General features: G+C 63.0%; 21 protein-coding genes and 1 pseudogene. 15 read left to right on the top strand and 7 right to left on the bottom strand.

Translation table 11 applies throughout. The annotated features are described in order from the left end of the window. Positions 1-50: 50 nt before the first annotated feature. Genes J2X24_RS03035 through J2X24_RS03025 form a run of 3 tightly spaced genes read right to left on the bottom strand, consistent with a single transcriptional unit; the run spans position 51 to position 3201 of the window. The gene (locus J2X24_RS03035; protein WP_209716325.1) at positions 51-1028 is read right to left on the bottom strand and encodes a hypothetical protein; all 978 of its coding nucleotides are present in this window, start codon (positions 1026-1028) and stop codon (positions 51-53) included. Position 1029: 1 nt separating this feature from the next. Beyond that, positions 1030-2028: a glycosyltransferase family 2 protein gene (locus J2X24_RS03030; RefSeq protein WP_310002382.1), complete on the bottom strand. Its 999-nt coding sequence runs from the start codon at positions 2026-2028 to the stop codon at positions 1030-1032. 9 nt (positions 2029-2037) lie between these two features. Further along, the gene (locus tag J2X24_RS03025) at positions 2038-3201 is read right to left on the bottom strand and encodes a GNAT family N-acetyltransferase (RefSeq protein ID WP_245344382.1); all 1164 of its coding nucleotides are present in this window, start codon (positions 3199-3201) and stop codon (positions 2038-2040) included. A gap of 188 nt (positions 3202-3389) precedes the next feature. Here J2X24_RS03025 and J2X24_RS03020 point away from each other — a divergent pair, with 188 nt between their 5' ends. From J2X24_RS03020 to J2X24_RS03005, 4 genes are all read left to right on the top strand, one after another. Beyond that, complete coding sequence (locus J2X24_RS03020) at positions 3390-3827, top strand: hypothetical protein (protein WP_209716322.1); 438 nt, start codon at positions 3390-3392, stop codon at positions 3825-3827. A gap of 3 nt (positions 3828-3830) precedes the next feature. After that, positions 3831-4022, top strand: coding sequence for a helix-turn-helix transcriptional regulator (locus J2X24_RS03015; protein ID WP_209716319.1), 192 nt, complete (start codon positions 3831-3833; stop codon positions 4020-4022). A 31-nt stretch (positions 4023-4053) separates the two neighbouring features. After that, on the top strand, positions 4054-4977 hold the full coding sequence (locus tag J2X24_RS03010; RefSeq protein WP_209716317.1) for a TraB/GumN family protein: 924 nt from the start codon (positions 4054-4056) through the stop codon (positions 4975-4977). A 105-nt stretch (positions 4978-5082) separates the two neighbouring features. After that, complete coding sequence (locus tag J2X24_RS03005) at positions 5083-6069, top strand: TraB/GumN family protein (RefSeq protein WP_209716314.1); 987 nt, start codon at positions 5083-5085, stop codon at positions 6067-6069. Here the strand turns inward: J2X24_RS03005 and J2X24_RS03000 are convergent. Next, entirely contained in the window at positions 6066-6230 is a 165-nt protein-coding gene (locus J2X24_RS03000; RefSeq protein ID WP_209716312.1) for a hypothetical protein, read from the bottom strand. The two genes, J2X24_RS03005 and J2X24_RS03000, sit on opposite strands and share 4 nt — an antisense overlap. 176 nt (positions 6231-6406) lie before the next feature. Between J2X24_RS03000 and J2X24_RS02995 the strand changes: the two genes are divergently transcribed. Both J2X24_RS02995 and argF read left to right on the top strand, forming a co-directional pair. Further along, positions 6407-7627, top strand: a complete 1221-nt coding sequence (locus tag J2X24_RS02995; RefSeq protein WP_209716309.1) for an aspartate aminotransferase family protein — start codon at positions 6407-6409, stop codon at positions 7625-7627. Between the two features lie 131 nt (positions 7628-7758). Next, on the top strand, positions 7759-8697 hold the full coding sequence (gene argF / locus J2X24_RS02990) for an ornithine carbamoyltransferase (protein WP_209716306.1): 939 nt from the start codon (positions 7759-7761) through the stop codon (positions 8695-8697). Positions 8698-8802: 105 nt separating this feature from the next. Here the strand turns inward: argF and J2X24_RS02985 are convergent, their stop codons facing one another. After that, positions 8803-9024: a hypothetical protein gene (locus J2X24_RS02985; protein ID WP_245344381.1), complete on the bottom strand. Its 222-nt coding sequence runs from the start codon at positions 9022-9024 to the stop codon at positions 8803-8805. A gap of 227 nt (positions 9025-9251) precedes the next feature. Between J2X24_RS02985 and J2X24_RS02980 the strand changes: the two are divergent. The 7 genes and pseudogenes from J2X24_RS02980 to J2X24_RS02950 all read left to right on the top strand — a co-directional run. After that, a pseudogene (locus J2X24_RS02980) lies at positions 9252-12218 on the top strand (SEL1-like repeat protein); the annotation flags it as partial. 266 nt (positions 12219-12484) lie between these two features. Beyond that, the gene (locus tag J2X24_RS02975) at positions 12485-15427 is read left to right on the top strand and encodes an ATP-dependent DNA helicase (protein ID WP_310002381.1); all 2943 of its coding nucleotides are present in this window, start codon (positions 12485-12487) and stop codon (positions 15425-15427) included. A 97-nt stretch (positions 15428-15524) separates the two neighbouring features. After that, positions 15525-16580 carry a DUF2125 domain-containing protein gene (locus J2X24_RS02970; protein WP_209716301.1) on the top strand — a complete coding sequence of 352 codons (1056 nt, stop codon included), beginning with the start codon at positions 15525-15527 and terminating at the stop codon, positions 16578-16580. 161 nt (positions 16581-16741) lie between these two features. Beyond that, on the top strand, positions 16742-17560 hold the full coding sequence (locus J2X24_RS02965) for a chorismate mutase (protein WP_310002380.1): 819 nt from the start codon (positions 16742-16744) through the stop codon (positions 17558-17560). Positions 17561-17664: 104 nt separating this feature from the next. Then, positions 17665-18753 (top strand): histidinol-phosphate transaminase, encoded by a 1089-nt coding sequence (gene hisC / locus J2X24_RS02960; RefSeq protein ID WP_245344380.1) that lies wholly within the window; start codon positions 17665-17667, stop codon positions 18751-18753. Between the two features lie 9 nt (positions 18754-18762). Continuing rightward, on the top strand, positions 18763-19164 hold the full coding sequence (locus tag J2X24_RS02955) for a hypothetical protein (protein ID WP_209716295.1): 402 nt from the start codon (positions 18763-18765) through the stop codon (positions 19162-19164). A gap of 77 nt (positions 19165-19241) precedes the next feature. After that, positions 19242-20336, top strand: a complete 1095-nt coding sequence (locus J2X24_RS02950) for an aromatic ring-hydroxylating oxygenase subunit alpha (RefSeq protein WP_209716293.1) — start codon at positions 19242-19244, stop codon at positions 20334-20336. Positions 20337-20409: 73 nt separating this feature from the next. On the opposite strand, the gene J2X24_RS02945 is transcribed toward J2X24_RS02950, so the two are convergent. Next, positions 20410-21057, bottom strand: a complete 648-nt coding sequence (locus J2X24_RS02945; RefSeq protein ID WP_209716290.1) for a TetR/AcrR family transcriptional regulator — start codon at positions 21055-21057, stop codon at positions 20410-20412. Positions 21058-21296: 239 nt separating this feature from the next. On the opposite strand from J2X24_RS02945, the gene J2X24_RS02940 reads away from it, so the two are divergent. Together J2X24_RS02940 and J2X24_RS02935 are read left to right on the top strand one after the other, a co-directional pair. Next, positions 21297-21500 carry a twin transmembrane helix small protein gene (locus J2X24_RS02940; protein ID WP_209716287.1) on the top strand — a complete coding sequence of 68 codons (204 nt, stop codon included), beginning with the start codon at positions 21297-21299 and terminating at the stop codon, positions 21498-21500. 10 nt (positions 21501-21510) lie between these two features. Then, a complete protein-coding gene (locus J2X24_RS02935) occupies positions 21511-22059 on the top strand; it encodes a cob(I)yrinic acid a,c-diamide adenosyltransferase (RefSeq protein ID WP_209716284.1) in 549 nt (182 codons plus the stop codon). Here J2X24_RS02935 and J2X24_RS02930 read toward each other — a convergent pair whose 3' ends face one another. After that, entirely contained in the window at positions 22060-22308 is a 249-nt protein-coding gene (locus tag J2X24_RS02930; protein ID WP_209716281.1) for a hypothetical protein, read from the bottom strand. Positions 22309-22315: the final 7 nt, after the last annotated feature.

Below are 22315 nucleotides of genomic sequence, written 5' to 3'. Positions count from 1 at the left end.
CAATTTACGATGCCGTCAGGCAGCGCGATCATCAGGTGAGGGCAAAGACTCTATTCGGCAGCTATCGGCGCGCTTGGGCGTTCCGGCGGCGTGACGCCTTCGTCGAAGAGGATTTCGCCCGGGCGGCTGGCATCGAGATGGAAGCTCGGTTTCAGCGGGCTCTTGTTGCCCTTGTAGCCGCCCAGCAGCTTGATGGCGCGGGCATAGGCGATCTTGAACGGCTCCAGCCAGACATTGCGGTTGGCCAGGCTCGGTTTCAGCCCGAAGAAGCGGCGCAACAGGCCATTGGCGTAGATCAGGTTGGCGCGCCAGATCGCCTTAGGCGTCATGAACTCGATCGACAGCGAGACATTGACCATGTCGCGATTGACGATGCGATGCGGCGCGTTCTGGACCCAGGTCAGCATTTCACCGGGCTTCAGGTCGTGGACATAGGCGAGGCGATCATAGGCCGGATCGAACGGCATTTGCTCATCGGATTCCCGCAAGGCAATGCCTTCCAGCGCGGCGTCGCCGACGCACGGTGCCTGGGGCGGATAGAGGTAGACGGTCTTCACGCCGCGGATCTGCCACAGCATGACCAGCGGAATATCCAGGTGATAGAAGACGTGGCCGTTGGGCGATGAGATCAGCAGGCCGAGGTCGGGCTTCAGCGTCGAAATGCCGGTTTTCGCCGTGATTTCCTCGAACATGCGGTCGCACAGGGCGCCCACCAACGGATCATGATGGTTCACCTTGCGCAGGTTCAGCCACAGCCGGCCGGCGCGCACGCCTTCCATCAGCTGGCGGCCATCGAGATCGCTGCCGTCCTTGTGGCTGCGGCGTCCGAAGAACCACTGCTTCCAGTTGGTCGGATCGTAGCCCATGGTGAAGACTTCGACGCCTTCGCGCGGAAAGCGGTCGATCAGCGCGATCAGCGCCTCGTCGGAGAACAGATCCGAGGTGTGCAGGTCGTGCGTGAACAAAAGATTGTCGCGCGTAAAGCGCTTCTGATGTTCGGGTGTCCAGTGCAGCAGGTCGTTTTGCATCTTATCTCCCCGGCGCGTTGGCGCGCAGCAGGGCCTGGCCGTAAAAGCCGATCTTGAACGGCGGGAACCACATCAGCTTGCCGAAGCCGCGCGCCGCCTTGTCGAGGCGCGGGGCGCTGTCGCGGCTGCCCATCAGGTAAAGGGCGCCGCCGATGGCGGAAAAGAGCAGGCCCTGAACCACGCCCTGCAGCATCCAGCCCAGGCATGTCAGCGGCTTATGGCCGAGCGCCGCCGAAAAGCTCGGGCCTTGGCCGTAGGCGAAGGCGCGGCGGAGGGTATAGTTGAGCGTCGAGCGCGACGGCGGCACGTCCTCGAAGACGGTGGCCTCCGCCGACCAGGCCATGCGCACGCCCTTGGCCTTAAGGCCATAGAACAGCTTGTCGTCCTCGCCGCCCATGTCGTTGTGCTCGGTGCAGAAGGGCTTGTTGGCGGGCATGACGGCGCGGCGGATCAGGCTGTTGCCGCAGCCGTAATAGACGTCGATGGCCTGCGAGGCATCGGGCCCCTTGCGCGAAAAGAAGGCTTCGAAATAGTGCGGGTACTGGACGCCATCGTCCATCAGGCGCGCGGCCACGGGGCCGAAGACCACATCGGCGTCGAACCGGGTTTGCGTGGCCAGAAGCGCTGACAGCCAGGCCATCGGCGCCTCCTCGTCGTCGTCGAGAAAGGCGATGAAGTCGCTGTGGGCGGCGGCCACGGCCGTGTTGCGCGCATTGGCCACGCCGGTCTTGGGCTCGTGGACGTAAGCGACGGCGATCGGCGCCGTGGCAGCGAAAGCCGCGACCTGGGCGCGGGCGGAGGCTTCCGGGCTATTGTCGCAGATGATCAGGCTGAGGTTAACGTCATCCATACCCGTCTGCGCGACGACCGAATTCATGGCCAGAGCCAGGCCCTGGGGGCGGCGGAAAGTCGGGATGATGACGCTGACGCTACGCGCAGGCGTGCGGCCGGAAACGGAACTGGCGGGAAACGGGAGGGTGTCCATCGTCACAGTATGCACGAACTCCGTTTAGCCTTGGTGAACCCGCTGGCGTTTTGCGGCGCTGGAAAAGGCAAACGCCACGCCACGCATGCGGCTGAGCGTATCGAGTTCCAGAGTCGCGATATGGTCGAAGCGGCGGTTGAGGCGGGCAACGGCGTCATCGATGCGTGTACCCAGTGCCTTACGCGTATCCAGGGTGATGCGCTCGATGCGGGCCTGCAGGCGGGCCGGCGGCGCGTCCGAATAGACGCGGGCATGGCGGACGGGGAAGGTGGTGTTGGAAAAGATCGCCTTATACTTCTGGTCGCCGGTCGACAGGTCATAATAGTTGACCCCCGCTGCGCGCAACGGCTCCGGGCACAGGTTCAGGAACAGCTGGCCAGGCGAAAAGGCCGAAAAGGCGGGATCGTAGCTTGACACCCAAGGATGGGCGCGGTCGCCAAGCCGGACGCCGAAATGGTAGAGGGTGGGTTTGCCCCCGGCCATCATCGTAATCATAAAGCCGTGCAGGCCGCTTTCCGGGGCGGCCATAAGCTTTGCGAACAGACGCCGGACCCAGTCCGCCGCCAGGAAGTCGTGCAGGCCGGTGTCGCGCGTCTGCTGGCGCTTCAGCGCGATCATGGTCGCGAAATGCGCTGGGTCGCGGTCGCCGACGATGAAGCTTAAAGGTCCGTGCGCCTCTTCGATGTGCCGCGTCAGGCGGCGGATATTCTTCAGCAGCTTCTTGAAGGCGTTGTTCGAGGTATCGCCTTGCGTCATGTCTATGGCAAAGGCGTCGTCGTTTTCCGCGTCCGGCGTGTCCCCGAACACATGGTAAGGGTCAACAAGGCCGATGGCCTGGTAGGAATTGATGCCGGCGGCTTTCAGGACCTCGCCGATGCGCAGGCCCGGCAGCGGATGGGTGATCAGGGCGCTGTAGTCCGAAAACGGCGCGCCGGCGGGGCGGGCAAAGGCGCCGGGGCGAATATGGACCGGCAGGAAACCGACCGTCTTGCCGCCACGGCGCACGACCAGCACGCGCACGTCGTCGCGCACGGAAGCGACGGCCTGGGCGAAGTCAGGAGAGAGCAGGGGCGAACGGAACGCCGGCGTCTGCGACTGCATGGCGCGCCAAAGTGCGATGTCGTGATCCGTCAGATCACCTACCCGGATGCGTTCGCACGTTAGCATGACAGCCTTTGATACACTCATTATCGACAGTCCGTAAAACTGCAAGAGCCGGGCCATGGTTGCACTTTAGCACACGCATTCTGACAGAAAATGCTGCGACGCACGAAAATCGGTCAAGATGTCAATGTTGCGCGACTTTTTGACAAGTGTACTTGACATCGTCAGAAAATGTCGTGTAAAGGGTGCTTGTCATTTTCAAGGGGCACATCATGGATGTTCGGAGTCTCAAGCGTATTTTCCTGGGGCATATGGTCCTGACTCTGGTGCTGGGCGTCGTCGCGGGATTTCTGGCTGGGCGCGGCCTTGTCAGCGGGGTGCTGGCTGCGAAGATGCTGTTTGCTTTTGTCGTCGTCAGTCTGATCGCCGCTCTGCCGCTTATTTTTATGTGGTGGTCGAAAGTCGATGAAGCTGTTCGCGAGGCCCACAAATGGGCTTGGTTCTGGGGCGGAAGCACGGGTCTGTTGCTTGTCCTGCCGCTTAATGCCGCGTTCATGCTGACAGACTGGGCTTTTTATCGGCAGTATCTCGCCTTGCTGCATGCCGGCAGCGGCTTTGGAGAGTTCGCCGCCGGAATACTCACGGCGGTGCTGTGCATGTCGATTGGCTACGTTATTGCCTGGGCGTACTGGTGGTGGAAACGCAGGTAGGCCATGCATAACCGCATCAAGATATTGCGTGCCGAAAGAAACTGGTCACAAGCTGAGCTGGCTGACCGACTGAAGGTTTCGCGCCAGACCGTCAATGCCATAGAGACGGGCAAGTACGATCCGTCCCTGCCGCTGGCCTTTGCGATTGCCGCCCTGTTCGGGCTGAAGATCGAAGACATTTTTTCGCCGGAATGAACCGGCACGACGTCTCAAAAGGGGATATTTCATGATCATCAGAACCTTCGTGGCCAACAGCCTGCACCGGGCGGCCGGATTCGTGCTGGGCTTCGCGGCGCTTGGCCTTGTCTTCACCAGTTTCGCGCCCGTGGAAGCGCGCGCCGAGACACCGACGCCGCTGATGTGGGTCGTCAGGGACGCGGATTCGACGGTTTACCTGTTCGGCAGCATTCACCTGATGAAGCCCGGCACCGAATGGCAGACGCCCAAGGTGAAGGACGCCTTCGCCAAATCGGACACGCTGTGGCTGGAATTGACCGACATGGACGATCAGGCCAAGATGATGGGCCTGGTCCGGCAGTACGGTTTCGATGTCAGCCGCAAGGTGACCGACGGACTGACGCCTGAGGAAATCGCCAAGCTGGAAAGTATTCTCACCTCCAAAGGCATGGCGCTGCAGAGCGTCATGCCGATGCGGAAATGGATGCTCAGCCTGGTGCTGTTGCAGCTGGAGTCGGCGCGGCTGGGCTATGATCCTATGACCGGCGTCGACCTTACCCTGCTCAGACTGGCGCGTGAACGCCAGATGCCGATATCCGGTTTTGAGACGGCCGAGGACCAGATGAAGATGCTGGCGGCGGGCAGCGAGGAAGAAGACCTGGTCGGCCTGCGCCAGATGCTGTCCGAGGTGGGCCAGGCCGACAATACGCTCGATCGCCTGTTCAATGCCTGGAAGCGCGGCGACGAGGCAGGGCTGAACGCCGAAATGAACAAGTTTGACGCCGAAAACGATCCGGCTCTCTATCAGCGCCTGCTCGTCGATCGTAACGCCAAGTGGGTGCCGCAGATCGAGCAGATACTGGCCGGCAAGGGCACCGTCTTTGTCGCCGTCGGTGGTGGACATCTGGTCGGCAAGGACAGCGTCATTGCCATGCTCAGGGCGCGCGGCATCACGGCCGAAAAGGTAAACTAAAGCTTAATATCCGGCATCCGGCTTGCAGGCACGCCCTTCGTCTTCCATCGACGAAGGGCGTTTTGCATGAATTCGAGCCAGATTCGCCAACGGATACGTATTGGCATGGCGGGCACCCCCGAATGGGTGCGCGATACCTGTATCGGACTGCTGGCCGGTGCTTTGGCGGTCATGGCCTGGACGGCCCTTGAGCCTTCTGATGTAACGCAGCGCAATGTGCCTGTGGTCCTGCCGGCGGTGATGTCGGCCGATGCGCGCGAAGCCGTAGCGGGTCCGACGGGTGCGCCGCTGCTGTGGAAGGTGACCAACGGCGAGGCGACCGTCTATCTCTTCGGCAGCGTCCACGCCCTGCCGCCCGGCGTGGAATGGATGGATGCGCGCCTCTTCCAGGCCTTCGACACGGCTGACGCCGCCTGGTTCGAAGTCCCCGATCTCGACAAGATGCCGGAGTTCAAGGGCTTTGAGGAAAAGGCCTTCTCGGCGCGGCCGGGCCTGACCAAAGGCTTAAGCGATATCGAGATCCGCGAACTCGAAACCCTGCTGCATCGCTATAATTCCACGCTGAAGGAGGCCGAGCGCGTCCGCCCTGCGGTGATGGCGGCCTTTGTCGGTCAACTCAGTTCCGCCGCCGGCGGTTTCGATACCGATCGCGGCGTCGACTGGATGCTGTTCAACCGCGCCAAGGCGCTCAAGATGAAGACCGGTGGCTTCGAAAGTCACAGGGCGCACTACGACTACCTCTATGCCCTCGGTAAAGGAGCGGACGAAGGCGGCACGGCGGCGCTGAAACGCGCCCTGGCCATCCATTTCGGCCGCGACCACGACAGTCTCGAAGTCCTGGTCAAGACTTGGCGGACCGGCGACCAGCGCGCGATGACCGAGAGCCTGGCGGAAGAGAAGGCGCGCGGTCCGCAGAGCTATGATTTGCTGCTCACCAGCCGCAACGCCAAGTGGGTGCCGCAGATCGAGACCATGCTGAAAGGTGACCAGACGACCTTTGTCGTCGCCGGCGCCGCGCATTTCACCGGCCCCGACAGCGTCATCGCCATGCTGCGCCAGCGCGGCTATACTGTGGAGCGGGTTGATCCTTAGCGCGTAGTGCCCAGCGTCTCTAAATGGGCTTTGAGGGCCTCAAGGTTGGGAAACTCGATGTACTCGCCGCGTTCGATCGCCCTCACGCCCAACTCGGCAGCTTCGCGCAGGGCCTGGAGTTTCCGGGCATTTTCGGCGGCTTCATCTTCGAGCGGCATCATGTGGCGTATTCAGCAATTGAGATCCCGGCATGATACTCAAATCGCAATATTAACAAAGCCAATATTGACTTTGCCGGCTGTTTTCCTCAAAAGGCCCGCCTAAGCCCCAATCAGCTTAGATGTCTGTCCCTTCCGTTACGTAACGGAGGGGATTTCTCTTTGGGGAGTCCTCGGCCATGAACCAGTCGGCCAACACGTCGGAAGATCATCTGTTCGGAGTCTATGCGCGCGCGCCTATCGAGGTCGAGCGCGGTGAAGGCGCCCGCCTGTATGACCGACGCGGCCGCATGTTCCTGGATTTCGTGCAGGGCATCGCCACCAACGGCCTGGGCCACGCCAATCCGGTGCTGATCGAAGCCATGACGGCTCAGGCGAAGAAGCTGTGGCACGTCTCCAACATCTTCACCATTCCCGGTCAGCAGGAACTGGCGGCAAAGCTGTGCGCCCACAGCTTTGCCGATCAGGTCTTCTTCACCAATTCGGGCACAGAGGCGGTCGAGTGCGCCCTGAAACTGGCGCGCAAGTACCACGCCGCCCGCGGTAACGAAGAGCGCATCGACATCATCGGCTTTGCCGGCGCCTTCCACGGCCGGACCTATGCGGCCGTGACGGCGGCGGGCAACGAGACCTATCTGGCGGGTTTCGGTCCGAAGTTGCCGGGCTATGTCAATGTCTCGCTCGACGACCATGACGCCATCCGCGCGGCGGCCGAGGCCCCGACGGCGGCGGCGATCATCGTCGAGCCGGTGCAGGGCGAAGGCGGTGCGCGTGCGTTGTCCGACGCCGAACTGCAAATGCTGCGCGACCTGTGCGACGCGAACGGCCTGCTGCTGATCTTCGACGAAATCCAGTGCGGCATGGGGCGGACCGGCAAGCTGTGGGCCTATGAATATGCGGGAGTCGAACCCGATGTCATGACGGTCGCCAAGGCGCTGGGCGGCGGTTTTCCGGTCGGCGCCTGCCTGGCCACGCGCGACGCCGCGTCCGGCATGACGGTTGGCGCCCACGGCTCGACCTTTGGCGGCAATCCGCTGGCCATGGCGGTCGGCGAGGCGGCGTTCAACGAGATCGTCCGTCCGGAGTTGCTCGACAATGTCAACCGCGTCTCCGGCTATCTGCGTCAGCAATTGGCCGGCCTGCGTGACGCCTATCCCGACATGATCGAGGACGTGCGTGGCAAGGGCCTCTTGGTCGGCATCAAGGTCAAGCCGAACAATCGCGAGATCATGACGCTGGCACGCGACAACGGCCTCCTGATCGCCGGCGGCTCGGACAACTGCGTCCGACTGCTGCCGCCGCTCAACGTCACCGAGGACGAGGCCCGTGAAGCCATCGGCCTGCTGGAAAAGACCTTCCTGGCCGCCCGCGAAGCCGCAAAGGCCAAGGAAACAGCATAACGTATAAAGAACGCTCTTCGCCCTCCCTACGAAGTGGGGAGGGGGGACCATCTGCGGAGCAGATGGTGGGCGGGGCCCCTTTTTGCCTCAGCGCCCCCTTGGTGGTGAAGAAGATAACAGGGACTATCCGAATGACCCGTCATTTTCTCGACATTTGCGACCTGACGACGGAAGAGCTGCGCGCCATCGTCGACGACGCCCACGCCCGCAAGAAGCTGCGCCAGGGCTGGCCGAAGGGCCGTCCCGATGCCGACGCACCGGCCAGGGACTGCGTCCTGGCCATGATCTTCCAGAAGAACTCGACGCGCACGCGCTTCTCGTTCGACGCCGCCATGCGCCAGCTGGGCGGCCAGGCGATCATCTCGACCGCGTCCGACATGCAGCTCGGCCGCGGCGAGCCGATCGAGGACACCGCCAAGGTTTTGTCGCGCATGGTCGATGCCATCATGATCCGCGCCAACGAGCACGACGATGTGCTGCGCCTGGCGCGTGCCTCGACCATTCCCGTGATCAACGGCCTGACCAATTTCAGCCATCCGTGCCAGATCCTGGCCGACATCCAGACGATCGAGGAGCATCGCGGCGCCATCGAGAACAAAACCCTGGCCTGGATCGGCGACGGCAACAATGTCTGCAATAGCCTCATACACGCCGCGGCGCGCTTCGGCTTCACGCTGAACATCGCCTGTCCGGACGCCTATAAACCTGCGATGGCCGCCATGGTCTTCGCCTCGGAATCGCGCGCGAAAGTCACCGTGACCAGCGACCCATTCGCCGCCGCCAAGGACGCCGACGTCGTCCTGTCCGACACCTGGGTGTCAATGGGTGATCTCGACCATGACGAGCGCCTGGCGGCCTTCCAGCCCTACCAGGTCAATGCCGAGCTAATGAAGACGGCGCGTTCGGACGCCCTGTTCCTGCACTGCCTGCCGGCCCACCGCGGCGAAGAGGTGACCGACGAGGTCATCGACGGCCCGCAGTCGGTCATCTGGGACGAGGCCGAAAACCGTATTCATGCCCAAAAAGCAATCCTCTCCTGGGCCCTGAACGCGCCATCCTTGGCCGATTAGTGCGTTGGCTGCGCTTGCAGGTACGAGGGTACCTGCGGCGCTTGCCGCCTGCTACTCGACTCAAGGCTGACGGTTCAGCCAGCTGGAGCCATTCGGCTTGGGAGATCAGTAAGGCCGGTCGTGGCCGGTGGTGAAGCCCAACTCGTTCAGCAGGTGGACGAGCATGATGAGCGCGGCGGTGAAGGACAGCATCATCAGGAAGCGCCACGGGATCATGCGCGGGCCTGTCCGGCGCAGGTCGTGCGGCCGTGCACCCATGAAACCGAAACCAATTGTCAAAAGACTGGAAACGGCGAACAGAATCACGGTAATGGGCAGGGTCAGCATAAGGCCCCATATGCAGGGTCCGGCGGACGGCGGCAAGAACACACCCGATTTATTTGTCATCGGACGGACGATCATGCTATGCGCCGCACCTCTTCTCCCGAAAAGCGAAAACCAGCGATATAGTTTCCACAGAAGAATGCGTGATCTCAAGATATAGTGGTTAACAAATGGTTTACACTCAACATAATGCGGTTTACGTTTCGGGCTCGTACCGGTAGGGGAATCGCATGAGCGCGAATGCACCTTGGAGTGTAAAGGGAATCGATGCCAAGGCGCGGGAAGTCGCCAAGGATCTGGCGCGCCGTTCGGGCATGACGCTCGGCGAGTGGCTGAACCAGATGATTCTCGAAGGTGAGGATGTCGGCGCGGCGATCAATCGTGAACGCGAGCGCGAACAGGCGCCGCAACACCCCGATCAGCAAGCCATGGCGCGCCGCCGCCCGCCGGTTTTTCGCGAGACCCACAATGATATCGATGAAGCGCCGCGCCGTGCCGCGCCGTTTTCGTCCGGTTCGCGCCCTCTGGCCGCGCGCGAACTGTCGTCAGCCGACCTGCGCCGCCACTCGATCTTCGACAGCCGCCCGCGTGAGGACGACGATCGCGCCGCCTCAGCCGAAATGGGCCGCGTTGCCAGCGCGCTCGAATCGTTGAGCGCACGCATCGAGGGTTCCGAATCCCGTTCCGCCAATGCCGTGCGCGGAGTCTCGTCGGCGGTCGAATCGCTGCTGGGCCGCCTCGAACGCAGCGAAGCCGGCCTTGCCGCCGCCCAGGCCGAGACGCGCGATCGCCTGGAGGAACATACGCTCGACCTCCAGACCTCGCTGGAACGTCATGAAGAGAGCCGTGAAGCCCTGTCGACCCGTCTTGAGCAGGCCGAGCGCCTGATCGACGCCCAGGCCGAGCGGCTGGAAGGCCTGTCCGGTCATCTGCGCGAAGAACGCGAGCACGTCGCGCGCCTGGAAACCCAGCTGAAGAACCCGGCCGTACAGGAGACCGTTCGCACGGTCGAAGGCGCGCTCGGCAAGCTGGCCAATCAGCTTTACGAAGGCGAGCAGCGTCATCGCGACGTCGTCAAGGACGTGCGCGAAGACATGGTCGGCCTGTCGCATCGCCTGGCCCAGCTGGAGCTGCGCGATCCGGAACGCGCCGCGCAGAGCGTGATCGACAAGGTTGTCGCCCGCATGGCCGAGCGTCTGGAACAGGCCGAAGCCCGCACCTCGACCGCGATTCGTGCGCTGGAACAGGCCTTTACCACGCTTGACGCCCGCCTCAACCGCGCCGAAGAGCGCGGCGATGTCACCGATCCCGAGCAGGTCGCCTCGCTGAAGCGTCTGGCCAGCGACCTGTCGCGCCGTGTCGACGACAGCCGCGCCGAGCTGATGAACGCGCTGCAGGACCGCAGCGCCGCCTCGGCCGACCAGCTGCTGCGCACCCTGTCCGAGCGCGTCGACCAGTCGGAGCGTCGTTCGGCCCAGGCCATCGAGCGCCTGGGGCAGGACGTGTTGCGTGTCGCCGACACGATCAATCGACGCGTCGCCGGCGTCGAAGCCGCCCAGGACAGCCACCGCGAAGCCTTCGAACGTATTGGCCGCGAAGTCGGGCGCGTCCAGGAGACGGTCGACCAGCGCTTCGGCCGCACCGAGACCAGCCATGCCCAGGCGCTGGAGCGCCTCGGTTCCGAAATCGCGCGCATTTCCGAACGTCTGTCTCAGCGCATGGCCGAGTCGGAACGTCGCGTCGGGCTGGCGGTCGAAGGCGTCGGCCAGGTCATCGAGCAGCATCGCGACCAGTCGCGCAGCGAACTCGGCGATCGTATCCGCCAGTCGGAGGAACGCACGGCGAAACTGCTGGAAGAGGCGCGCAGCCGCATCGACCAGAAGCTGGCCCAGGTCCAGACGCAGAGCCTGCTGTCGGAAAGTGGCCTGAACGCCGCGCCGCGTAAGTCTCGCCCGGCCGCCAGCGACCTGCCGAACCCTTTTGCCTTCGAGGAGTCCGAAGGGGAGGCGTCTAAGCCCGCCGCTACGCAGCAGGTGTGGCGCGATGAGGTGCTGAAAGGCTCGCACCTGCCGGACGATGAAGCTCTGGACCTGACCGGGCAATTGCTTGAGCCCGTTACGGCGCCCCAGGAGCCGATGCCCGCACCGGTGTCGATCACCAAGACGGAATCTGCCGCAAAGGAAAGCTTCGCGCCCGATTTCGACCCGTTCATCGAAGAAGATCTCGAATACGATCTGGTCCCGGTCGGCAAGACGGCCAACGAGGACGAAAGCGATCCGTTCGCCGACATCGACGTGTCGAAAAAGACGGCCCCGCGTTTCGAGGGACAACGTTTCGAAGGCGCCCGTGCCGCCGCGGCACCCTCGCCGCGCACCACCTTCGAACTCGATGACGACGATGCGATCGATGAAGCGCCCAAGGCGTTCGGTGGCCGCGACTTCGTAACCGAAGACGCCGATGGCGGCGTGTCGGTGTCGACGCGTGACGCCCTGGCCGCCGCGCGCGCCGCGGTTCGCGCCACGATGATCGACGATCAGGAACGCCGGCCGGGCGCCCTGAGCGGTTTGGGCCTCAAGCCGGCTGCCCGCCGTGGCGTCGGCCAGCCGCGCGCCGCCAAGGACAATACGGTCGCGAAGGCGCTCCAGGCCTCGGCAATCGCCGTCGTCATCGTCGGCGCCGCAGCCGGCAGTTACGCGCTCCTGCAGCAGGAGCCCGCCGCGGGCACGGTTCCCCAGGGCGCAAAGACTCCGGTCGCCGCCGTCGTGACCCAAACCGCCGACGAAGGCCTGCTGCGCGCCAAGTATCAGTCGGCGACGCGCCTGCTGGATGCGCGCGCGCCCGGCGCCGTCGAAAAGCTCCAGGAGGTTGCCAACCAGGGCTACGCGCCGGCGCAGTTCATGCTGAGCGGCATCTACTCCGGCGAAGGCAACTACGTCGATCCGAACCCGCAGGAAGCCCGCAAGTGGGCCCAGCGTGCAGCCGACGGTGGCGTGGCGCGCGCCATGTTTAATCTTGGTACCATGTATTACAACGGCACCGGCGGTCCGCGTAACCAGATCACCGCCGCCATGTGGTTCCGGCGCGCGGCCGAACGCGGCGTCAGCGACAGCCAATACAATCTGGGTCTGCTCTACGCTCAGGGCGACGCCATGCCGCTTAACCCGGCCGAAGCCTATAAGTGGTTCACCATCGCCGCCGAGGCCGGCGACAAGGATGCGGCCCGTGAAGCCGCGGCCATTCGCGACAACCTGACGCCCGACCAGCGCCAAAAGGCCGAAGCCGCCGCCGCCGCGTTCGAACCCCTGGGCGATGGCGCTGCCAGCGAAGCCTCCACGCCCGCGCGCGGTTAAGCTTTTTGCATTGTAGCAATGCTTAAGCGGAAAATCGCTCGCACTCTTCTGCGCGTGGCTTCTGTAATGACAAGTGTCTTGGCGGGCGGCGTCCGCCGGGCTAGACTCCGGACGTGAGCGAAGATGTCATCCTGTCGCAGCCATCCGATGTCTGGTGGCGCGCACTGATTCCCAAACAAGCCCTGGGCTTTTCCGCCGACCGGCCCCATGTCGGCGACGGCTTTGTCACGCGCGGCGTATCGACGCCGGAACTGCGTGAGTTGTGGGGACGCGAAGGCCTGATCGTCGCCAATGCGCCGCTCGTCCGCAACCGGCTGTTCAGCAATCGCGGCCACCGCGAAGCTGGCCATTTCGACGTGCTGGAACTGTTCGCCTTTGTCCGCCCCGCCCAGTTCTGCGCGCCGTCGCCGGCGGGCCTCGCCCTGGCGTGCGGCTTTGCCGAACCCGAAGACGCCCGCGCCCGCTCGCTCGTCCTGTTCGATGTCATTTCCATTCTTCTGGAAACCTTGGCGCAGTCGCCGCTCGGTTTCCGGCTGGCGGCGCAGTCGGGCGTCAAGCTGATGATGCGGCACGGCTGGGTATGGGGCGAACTGGTCCAAGCGGCGCTCGACCGTACCGAGATGCCGGCCGACTATGTGGCGCCGCCGCCGCTGGAAATGTGGTCGCTTCTCGAAGAGTGGGAGGATCAGGCGCCCGAGGGTAATCCGCGCGCCGTCGCCCTGTCCGAGGACGAGGTTGTCGAGGAACTGGATGCCGGCCTGAACCGGGCAAGACTGGCCGAACGTCGCCCGGAGCAGCGCGATTTCGCGGTCAGGACGCGCGACATCTTCGCGCCGAAATGGGTGAAGGACCAGCCCAACATGCTGCTGGCCGAAGCCGGCACCGGCGTCGGCAAGACGCTCGGCTATCTGGCGCCGGCCCACGCCTGGGCGCGCAAGGCGCAAGGGCAGGTGTGGGTGTCGACCTATACTCGCGCGTTGCAAAAGCAGATCTATCACGACACGCGCGCCCTGTTCGACCGCGAGGCCGAACGCCAGCAGCAGGTGGTGGTACGCAAGGGGCGCGAAAACTACATGTGCCTGCTGAACTTCCAGGAACGGCTGGTTTCGGCGCAAACCGGCCCCGAAGTCATCATGGCCGTGCTGATCGCGCGCTGGGTGCTTTATACGCGCGACGGCGACATTATTGGGGGCGACTTCCCGACCTGGCTGCCGTCGCTGCTGCCGGTGACCTCACCGGCGGCTGTGTTCCAGACGCTGACGCCGTCCGCCCTGGTCGACCGGCGCGGTGAGTGCACCTATGCCGCCTGCCCGCACTATCGCGTCTGTTTTATCGAAAAATCGGTGCGCAAGGCGCGTTCGGCGTCGCTGGTCGTTGCCAACCATGCGCTGGTCATGGCGCAGGCGGCCTATGACTTGCGCGATCGCGCGCGCGCCGAATTGGCAGCGGAAATGAACGGCGAGGACGTCCAGGGCGATGTCGAGCCGCAAGCCAGTCTGTCGCGCATCATTTTTGACGAAGGCCACCACGTTTTCGAGGCCGCCGACAGCGCCTTTGCCACCCGCCTGTCGGGCCTGGAGGCCTTTGAGCTGCGGCGCTGGATCCGCGGCAATGAAGGCCGCTCACGGCGGGGCAGGGGGCTGGAGTCGCGCATCGGCGATCTCCTGAAGACCGACGCCGCCAAAGATGCGATGCGTGAGCTGATCCGCGCCGCCGCTGTCCTGCCGGCTGACGGCTTCTCCCAACGCATCACCGTGCGCACCCAAAGCGGCAATGGTCTGGAGCCGGTCGGGCCGATCGAGGCCCTGCTGGTCGAGGTGCTGGGCCAGATCGACATCCGCCAGGGTGAGGCAAAGCCGCGCTCTCGCTTCGTGCCGGACAATGACCTGGGTGGGGAATGCGAAGCCCATCCGTGCCTTGAGAGCGTCGGCGTCGCCGCCAAGCTGGCCGCGCGGGCTTTGGCTGGGATCGAGGCGCCGCTATTGGCCCTGTGCCGGGCGCTGGAGGACATTCTGAACGATGCTTCCGGAGATCTGGAAGCGCCGGAACGCGTGCGCATCGAAGGCATATTGCGCGGGCTGGAACGGCGCGCGCGCATGCTGCTGCCGGCGTGGCGGTCGCTGTTGCAGCAGCTGGCGCTGGAAGACGGCGACCTGACCGATGACGACAACAAGCCGATGACCATCGACTGGTTCTCGGCCGAAGTCCATCGTGGCCGCGTGGTCGATGTCAGCATGAACCGCCACTATGTCGACCCCAGCCTGCCCTTGGCCGAGTTCGTTCTCAAGCCGGCGCACGGCGTACTGGTGGCTTCGGCGACGCTCAGCGACGGCACGCGCGACGAAACCACCGAGGACGTCTTCTCGCTGGCGCGGCAAAGGACAGGCGCCAACCACCTGGTCATGGGCGCCAAGACCACGCGCATCGCCTCGCCCTTCGACTATGCCAGCCAGGCGCGGCTGTTCGTCGTCACCGATGTCGGCCGCGACGATCCGCGCGCCACGGCGGCTGCCATGCAAAAGCTGTTCATTGCCGCGCAGGGCGGCGGCCTTGGCCTGTTTACTGCCATCCGCCGCCTGCGCGCCGTCTATGACCAGATCAACCAGCCGCTGGCCGAAGCCGGCCTGTCGCTCTATGCCCAGCACGTCGATCCGCTCGATGTCTCGGACCTGATCAGCATCTTCCGCGCCGAGCACCATTCGTGCCTGCTGGGCACCGACGCCGTGCGCGACGGCATCGACGTGCCGGGCAGCGCGCTGCGCCTTATCGCCTTTGATCGCGTGCCGTGGCCCAGGCCGGATACCCTGCACAAGGCGCGGCGCCAGCATTTCGGCAACAAGCTCTATGACGACGCCCTGACGCGGGCGCGCCTGGCCCAGGCCTTCGGGCGGCTGATCCGCAAGAAGGACGATCGCGGCGTCTTCGTCATGCTTGACTCGGCAGCGCCGACACGGATGTTCTCGAGCCTGCCAGAAGGCGTGACCCTGCAACGGTGCACCCTGGCCGAGGCGATCGACTCGATCCAGCGCTTCCTGTTCCCGCCGGATATTCAATAGTGTCTTGGCAGTAGCAGTCTTGGCAGTCGCCATATTGCGGTTTTATCCGTCGCATGATCTGTCTAGATTAACCATCTAAACTTCGAGGGAACCGGAAATGCCCGACACGCACGCCGACCTGCCGCCCGCCCCGCCGCCGCGTAAACGCAGCAAGATCGGCCTGTTTGGTCCCGCCCTTCTGGTTGTCGCGCTCGCCGCCGGCTGGAGCGCCTACTGGTTCTATGTCGCGCATAATGTCGAAACGACGCTGAAGGCCCAGCAGGAGGGGTTGGTGCGTCAGGGATATCGAGTCAGCGTCGCGCCCTATCAGGTCAGCGGCTATCCCTTCCGTGTCAGCGTCAATTTACGTAATCTCAGCATCATTGCCCCGTCGGGTCGGGGCATCGACTTTCCGGAACTGGACGTTGCCGCCAATGCCTACATGATCACCAAGTGGGTCGCCGTGGCTCCCAAAGGTGCGACGCTCCACCGTGGCGGCGATCTCGGCACGCTGGCGGTCAGCGGCTCGTCCTTGCGTGCCAGTCTTTCCGGCATTACCCGAACGGTCCCGAACATTGCCATCGAAGCCAATGACCTGAGCCTGGTGCCGTCCAACGCGGCCAAGCCCTTCACCTTCGATTCCGCCAAGAAGTTCGAAGCCTATGTCCGTCCGAATGCGGCTGCGTCGAACAGCGCCGATGTGCTGGCCCGCGTCAGCCAGGCGCACGGCCAGGCCAGCCGATTTGTCGGCGACTTCAGTCCTGGCAAGCCGCTCGACATGCACGTCGAGGCCACGCTCAACACCGTCACCGCGTTCCAGGGGCGCGACTTCGCCACCGGCCTGAAGGCCTGGAAGCAGGCGGGCTCGGTAACGGCCTTCAGGAGCGAGTTGAAGAATGCCGAACTGACCGTGATGGCAACAAGCGACAAGCTGACCTATGACGCCAATGGCAAGCCGGTTGGTCGCCTGAACGCCGAAATGACCGGCACCTTCCGGCCGCTCGACGTGCTGGCGGCAGCGGGCCTGATGTCGCGCGAGAATATGACGGCCATGGCGCCGCTGCTCAACATGACGCTGGCGACCGTCGGCGCCCAGAAGCTGGCCGTCGATTTTCGCGATGGCGGCGCCTTCGTCGGTCCGTTCAGGGTCTCCGAGGCGCCAGACCTGCCCTAGGTCTGACGCCGGAATCTGGTATAGTCTGAAACCATAAAACCTTTGTGGAATATGGACTTGCGGTTGCACGGCCATGGGCATAGTGTCGGCGGCTTGTTACGCTGGGGCAGGGCACCGCCTGATTATTCGTCCTGTCGCAGCGCCTATGCCCGGAGACCCGCGTGGATATCGAAAATCCGCTGACGCTTGCCGATCTGCGCCTGAAGATCGACGCGCTTGATAGCGAACTGTTGCGGCTGGTCGATGAACGCGCCGCGCTCGGCCGCGCGATCGGCGAGGCCAAGGCGCGCGAGGAGGCCAAAGCCCGCGAAAATGCAAGCGCGTCGGCCGTGTTGCTGCGTCCCGACCGCGAAGCCATGCTGATCCGCAAACTGCTGAAGATGCCGCGCAAGGCCGCTTCCGACGGTGTCGTGGTGCGGGTTTGGCGCGAACTGATTTCCGAAAACCTGCGCATCCAGGGCCAGGCCGCCGGCGGACTGCACCTGACCTTGAGCGCCAGCGACCAGTCGCGCGAAGTCCTGGTCTGGGCGCGCGAACGCTTCGGCTTTGCCCCCACCTATGGCTATGTCAACGACCCGGCCGCCGTCATTGCCGCGGCGCGCGACGCGCGCAATCTCGGCGTCGTCAGCCTCGATCCGCGCGGCGGCCCGTGGTGGGCGCGCCTGCTGGCCGAGCCCAGGGTGCGTGTTATTGCCGCGCTGCCAGAACTGTCGACCAGCCGCCCGCACGCCCTGGCCGTCGCCGCCATCGCGCCGGAGCCGACGGGCGACGACCTGACCTTCTGGGTCAGCGACTCGCCGGCGCGCGAAAACGTCCTGGTCGAAACCCTGTCGGAACGCGGCTTTGCGGCCGAATGGCTGTGCACGGCGCAGGGCCTGAAGCTCTTCGCGCTCAGCGGCTATGTCCAGGAGCATGACCCGCGCCTTGGCGGCGCCCTTGGCTCACTGAGTGGCATTATTGGCGCAGCGCCGAGAATTTAGTTTCTCTTGTAACTTTAACGGCAAAATCTTCGTGCGTTCCTGTCTGTCCGTGGCTAAAAGCCTTGGCAACAAAAGACGCAAGGCGCCCAATGACTGATATCGTAATGGATAAACCCACCCCCAAGGCCGGTATTCTGGACATCGCTCCCTATGTCGGCGGCAAGTCGAAGATCGACGGCGTGGCCGAGCCCATCAAGCTGTCGTCCAATGAAAATCCGCTCGGTTGCTCGCCCAAGGCCCTGGCGGCCTATCAGGATGTATCGGCCAAGCTGTTCCGCTATCCCGACGGCCACGCCAATCCCTTGCGCGCGGCGGTCGCCGAATATCATGGCCTCGAGCCCGATCGTCTTGTTTTCGGCAATGGTTCCGACGAAGTCTTTTCGCTGCTGAACCAGGTCTATCTCGAAGCCGGCGACAATATCGTCACCGGAGAGCATGGTTTCCTGGCTTATCGCATCTCGGCCCTGGCTTGCCAGGCTGAGGTGAAGCTGGCGCCTGAACCGGATCAGCGCATCGAGATCGCCGAACTGCTCAAGCTTGTCGATGAGCGCACCAAGATCGTCTATGTGTCCAACCCGGCCAACCCGACCGGCACCTGGAACACACCCGAAGAAATCGCCGAGCTGCGCGCCGCGCTGCCGCCGCACATCCTGTTGTGCGTCGATGAGGCCTATGCCGAATTCGTCGATGCGCCTGACTGGGAGACCAGTTTCGACATGGCGCGGGCTTCGGACAATGTCATCGTCACGCGCACCTTCTCGAAGATTCACGGCCTGGCCGGCCTGCGCATCGGTTTCGGTTATTGCCCGAAGCCGGTGATCGAGGCCATCGAGCGCATCCGCCTGCCTTTCAACATCAACCTGCCGGCGCAGTTTGCGGCGATCGCCGCCCTTGAGGACGCGGCGCACATCGAAGCCTCGCGTCAGCTTGTGCTGAACTGGCAGCCGCGCATGGTCCAGCAGATCCGCGCCATGGGCTATGTCGTCCGGCCGTCGGCGGGCAACTTTCTGCTCATCAATTTCCGTGACCGCGCCGAAGCTGAAGCCGCCAATGAATACCTGATGACGCAAGGCCTGATCGTGCGTCATGTCGCGAACTATGGCCTGGCCCAAGCTCTGCGCGTGACCATAGGCAAGGACGCTGAGAACACGGCATTCCTTGAGGCGCTTGGCCGGTTTGCTGCAAAGGCGTAGGAAAGCGGAATGGACGCGGTTTTAGCAAGGTTAAACACTTGTCCGAAACTTTCACTTCGGAAGCTTAGTCATGAAGAGGACGGCCCCTTATCTATAGTTGTGGATGTATACGAAAATACTCAGATAGCTGAAAGCTATGAACTGATATGGTACGATTACGTCTCATATGCTGTGACCAGCGATAATTACCCTCCTAGTGGCCTCTTAAATCAAAAAAGGAGCGCAGGGTATTTGTGCGAAGTTCCGCTTTCCGAATTCAAAGCTTTTGTTGAACGGACCAAAGCGTATCTTTTTGATCCTGAAGACAGACCTTTGAGAAGTTGGCAGGTGGTTACATTTACCCGCTACGTTGAAGTGGTTTCTTACTCATATATGGAAATCAAGCCAGTCAATGGTACTATGGGAAGTTGATAGGAACGCAAACGTGTCGCACTTTGTTTCCGTTCGGGTTATGCTAAACACTTGGCACGTTTAAGCCGGAATGGACTATGCCCGATCAAAGCGCCCTGACACCTTCCGCCCGCATTGTCTTCGGTCAGGGCTTGCTCAAGGATTGCTGGTGGTTCGCGGCCCTGTCCGGTGACCTGAAAGCCGGCAAGCTCCAGCGCTATGTCATCCTGGGTGAACCCGTTCTGCTTGGCCGTGACCTCGACGGCAAGGCCTATGCTATCCGCGACATCTGTCCGCATCGCGCAGCGCCTTTGTCGGCGGGCCAGATGGTGCGGACGGACAAGGGCTGTGTCGTGCAATGCCCCTATCACGGCTGGACATTCAACACGTCGGGCACCTGCACTTCGGTGCCGTCGTTGACCGCAGACCAGCCGATGGATGTCGAGCGCATCAAGGTCCGCGACTACGCCATTCGCGAACAGCAGGGCATGGTCTGGATCTATATCACCGCCGATGCCCGCCGCCCGACCGAGCCCGATCACGAGCCGCCGGTTTTGCCGGGTGTGGTTGGGGGGGATCCATTGATCGTCGAGACCATGGATTTCGACAGCCATATCGACCATGCGGTCGTCGGCCTCATGGACCCGGCGCACGGGCCTTACGTCCATCAGCAGTGGTGGTGGCGCTCGGCCAAGAAGCAGTTGTCCAAGATCAAGTCGTTCGAACCGCGTGAATACGGTTTCGCCATGGTGCGCCACGCCCCGTCGTCAAACAGCCGCGCCTACAAGATCCTGGGCGGGGCGCCGGCGACCGAGATCACCTTCCGCCTGCCGGGCATCCGCTACGAGCATATCGAGGTCGGGGACAAACAGGTGCTGGGCCTGACCTGCCTGACGCCGGTCGACGACAAGACGACGCGCATCACGCAAATCTTCTGGTCGGATCATGGCCTGTTCCGGTTGATCTCGCCGATCTTCCGCTATGGCGCAAAGGCCTTCCTCAAGCAGGACGGCGACATGGTGAACCTGCAGAACGAAGGCCTGAAATACGATCCGTCGCTGCTGTGGATCGACGACGCCGACACCCAGGCCAAGTGGTACCAGCAGCTCAAGAAGGAATGGCTGGCGCACCGCGCCGAGAAGCGCCCCTTCGTCAATCCGGTTAAGCCGGCGACATTGAAGTGGACGAGCTAACCACTCTTCTTCACAAAAACAAAAAGCCCGGCATCGGGAGATACCGGGTTTTTTGTTTTATGGCGCTTGAAGCTTACGCCTTGGCGGTTTTGAGGCCGGCGACGACCAGGCCAATCTGCACCGACAGGCTGTCGGACAGTTGGGCGACGTCGAAGCCCGCGCCGTTGTCGGACTTCTGGAAGGCCCGGCGGAGGTTGGCGAAACACAGGTCCTCAAGGATTTCGGCGGCACAGTCAACGCGCGCGTCGGCGGGGATTTCCTTGGCGACCTGGGCGGCCTTCAGGGTATCGAAGAGGGTCTCGCGCACCATGTCGGACAGGCGGGCCACTTCGGTCAGGCTGGATTGTTCGGCGCTCCACCGCATGACGAAGGCCGACAGAATAAGGCGCGCATTCACCTGAGCGGCCTCATAGCCGCGCATCAACTGCTGATGCAGCCGTTGCACGAGGTCCAGCGACGTATCGCGTGCGTCCTGCATCACACGGATAACGCGGCTGTTTTCTTCCTCGACCACGGTCAGGAAGATTTCGTTCTTGTCCGCGAAATTCGCGAACAGAGCGCCCGTCGAAAGGCCTGCGCCGCGGGCGATGTCGCGTAAGGTCGCGGCTTCGAAGCCGCGCTCACGAAACAGCGTCATGGCCGATTCGAGAATCTTCAGGCGGTTACGCTCCTTGGACTGGGCTCGAGTGCCCAGGGGAAGCGTTTCGGCGGTATTTTTCATTCTACTGTTGTCACTCTGATCGTACATCTTACTACACACACAACCTTCCCTAAGGTCAATTTCCCCCTCGGGCCTAACACTCTTAGTATGGGCCAAACGCTGGCGCAATCCGCAACCGTCGAATTTTTTGTGACGTAATCTCGCCTTAATTCAATGACTTCGTGCCATTTCGAGATATTGTGGGCTGCGGTTACCATATAGGTCTCGACATTTACGCGCGAAAGGGGAATAGAGGCGTCATGAGTACTTTTCTTTTCATCCTGGCGTTGATTGCCATGCTGGCCGTGGCCGGAATCCTGTTCACAGGAATCTTCGGCATGGTGCGCGGCGGCGAGTTTAACGCCAAGTGGGGCAACAGGCTGATGCGCTGGCGCGTCATGGCGCAGGGCATTGCCATCGTCCTGCTGATCGCGCTGGCCTGGGCCTGGCAGCACGGCAAATAGCCGTAAGTCCTTGGTCAAGCTCAACAAGATCTATACCCGCACCGGCGACGACGGCACGACTGGTCTGGCCGATGGCTCGCGCAGGCCGAAGTCCGACGCGCGACTGGCCGCCATCGGCAGCGTCGATGAAGCCAATGCCGCCATCGGAGTGGCGCGGCTTTATGCCGCAGAGGGCGTAGATGCGCTGCTGGCGCGCGTCCAGAACGACCTGTTCGATCTCGGCGCGGATCTGGCCACACCCTCGGACGACGTGTCATGGACGCCCCTGCGCATCAAGGCGCATCAGGTCGATGCCCTCGAAGCCGCGCTGGATTCCCATAATGCCGAACTGTCGCCGCTGACGTCGTTCATCCTGCCGGCGGGAACGCCCCTAAGCGCGTATCTGCATATGGCGCGCACCATTGTCCGCCGCGCCGAGCGCGATACGGTCGCCATGATTGAGCCGGTCAATCCGGACGTGATGAAGTACCTGAACCGCCTGTCGGACCTTTTGTTCGTCCTGGCGCGGCACGCCAACGATCTTGGCCGGGGCGACGTTCTATGGGTGCCGTCTAAGTGATTATTTCTTTTCGGCCGTAGCGGCCGCCGGCGCCGCCTTATCCGTCGCGGTTTCGATCGGCCGCTGGGTGAAGTTCGTAATGTTCACGGGCGTATAGCACTTCCAGTCCTTGTCCGACCACCACTTGGCGGTCGCGTCGCACTTCTTCTTCGGCTTGGTATAAAGGAAGTCATAGGCCGCGACGCCGGTCGAGGCGACGAGGAACACGCCCAGGAAGATGTATTTCAGGTACGGGATATAGCTTTTCATGAGCCTT

Source organism: Asticcacaulis solisilvae, from assembly GCF_017875235.1.
GTDB classification, from domain to species: Bacteria; Pseudomonadota; Alphaproteobacteria; order Caulobacterales; family Caulobacteraceae; genus Asticcacaulis; species Asticcacaulis solisilvae_A.
This window is presented reverse-complemented; position numbering and strand designations above follow the sequence as displayed.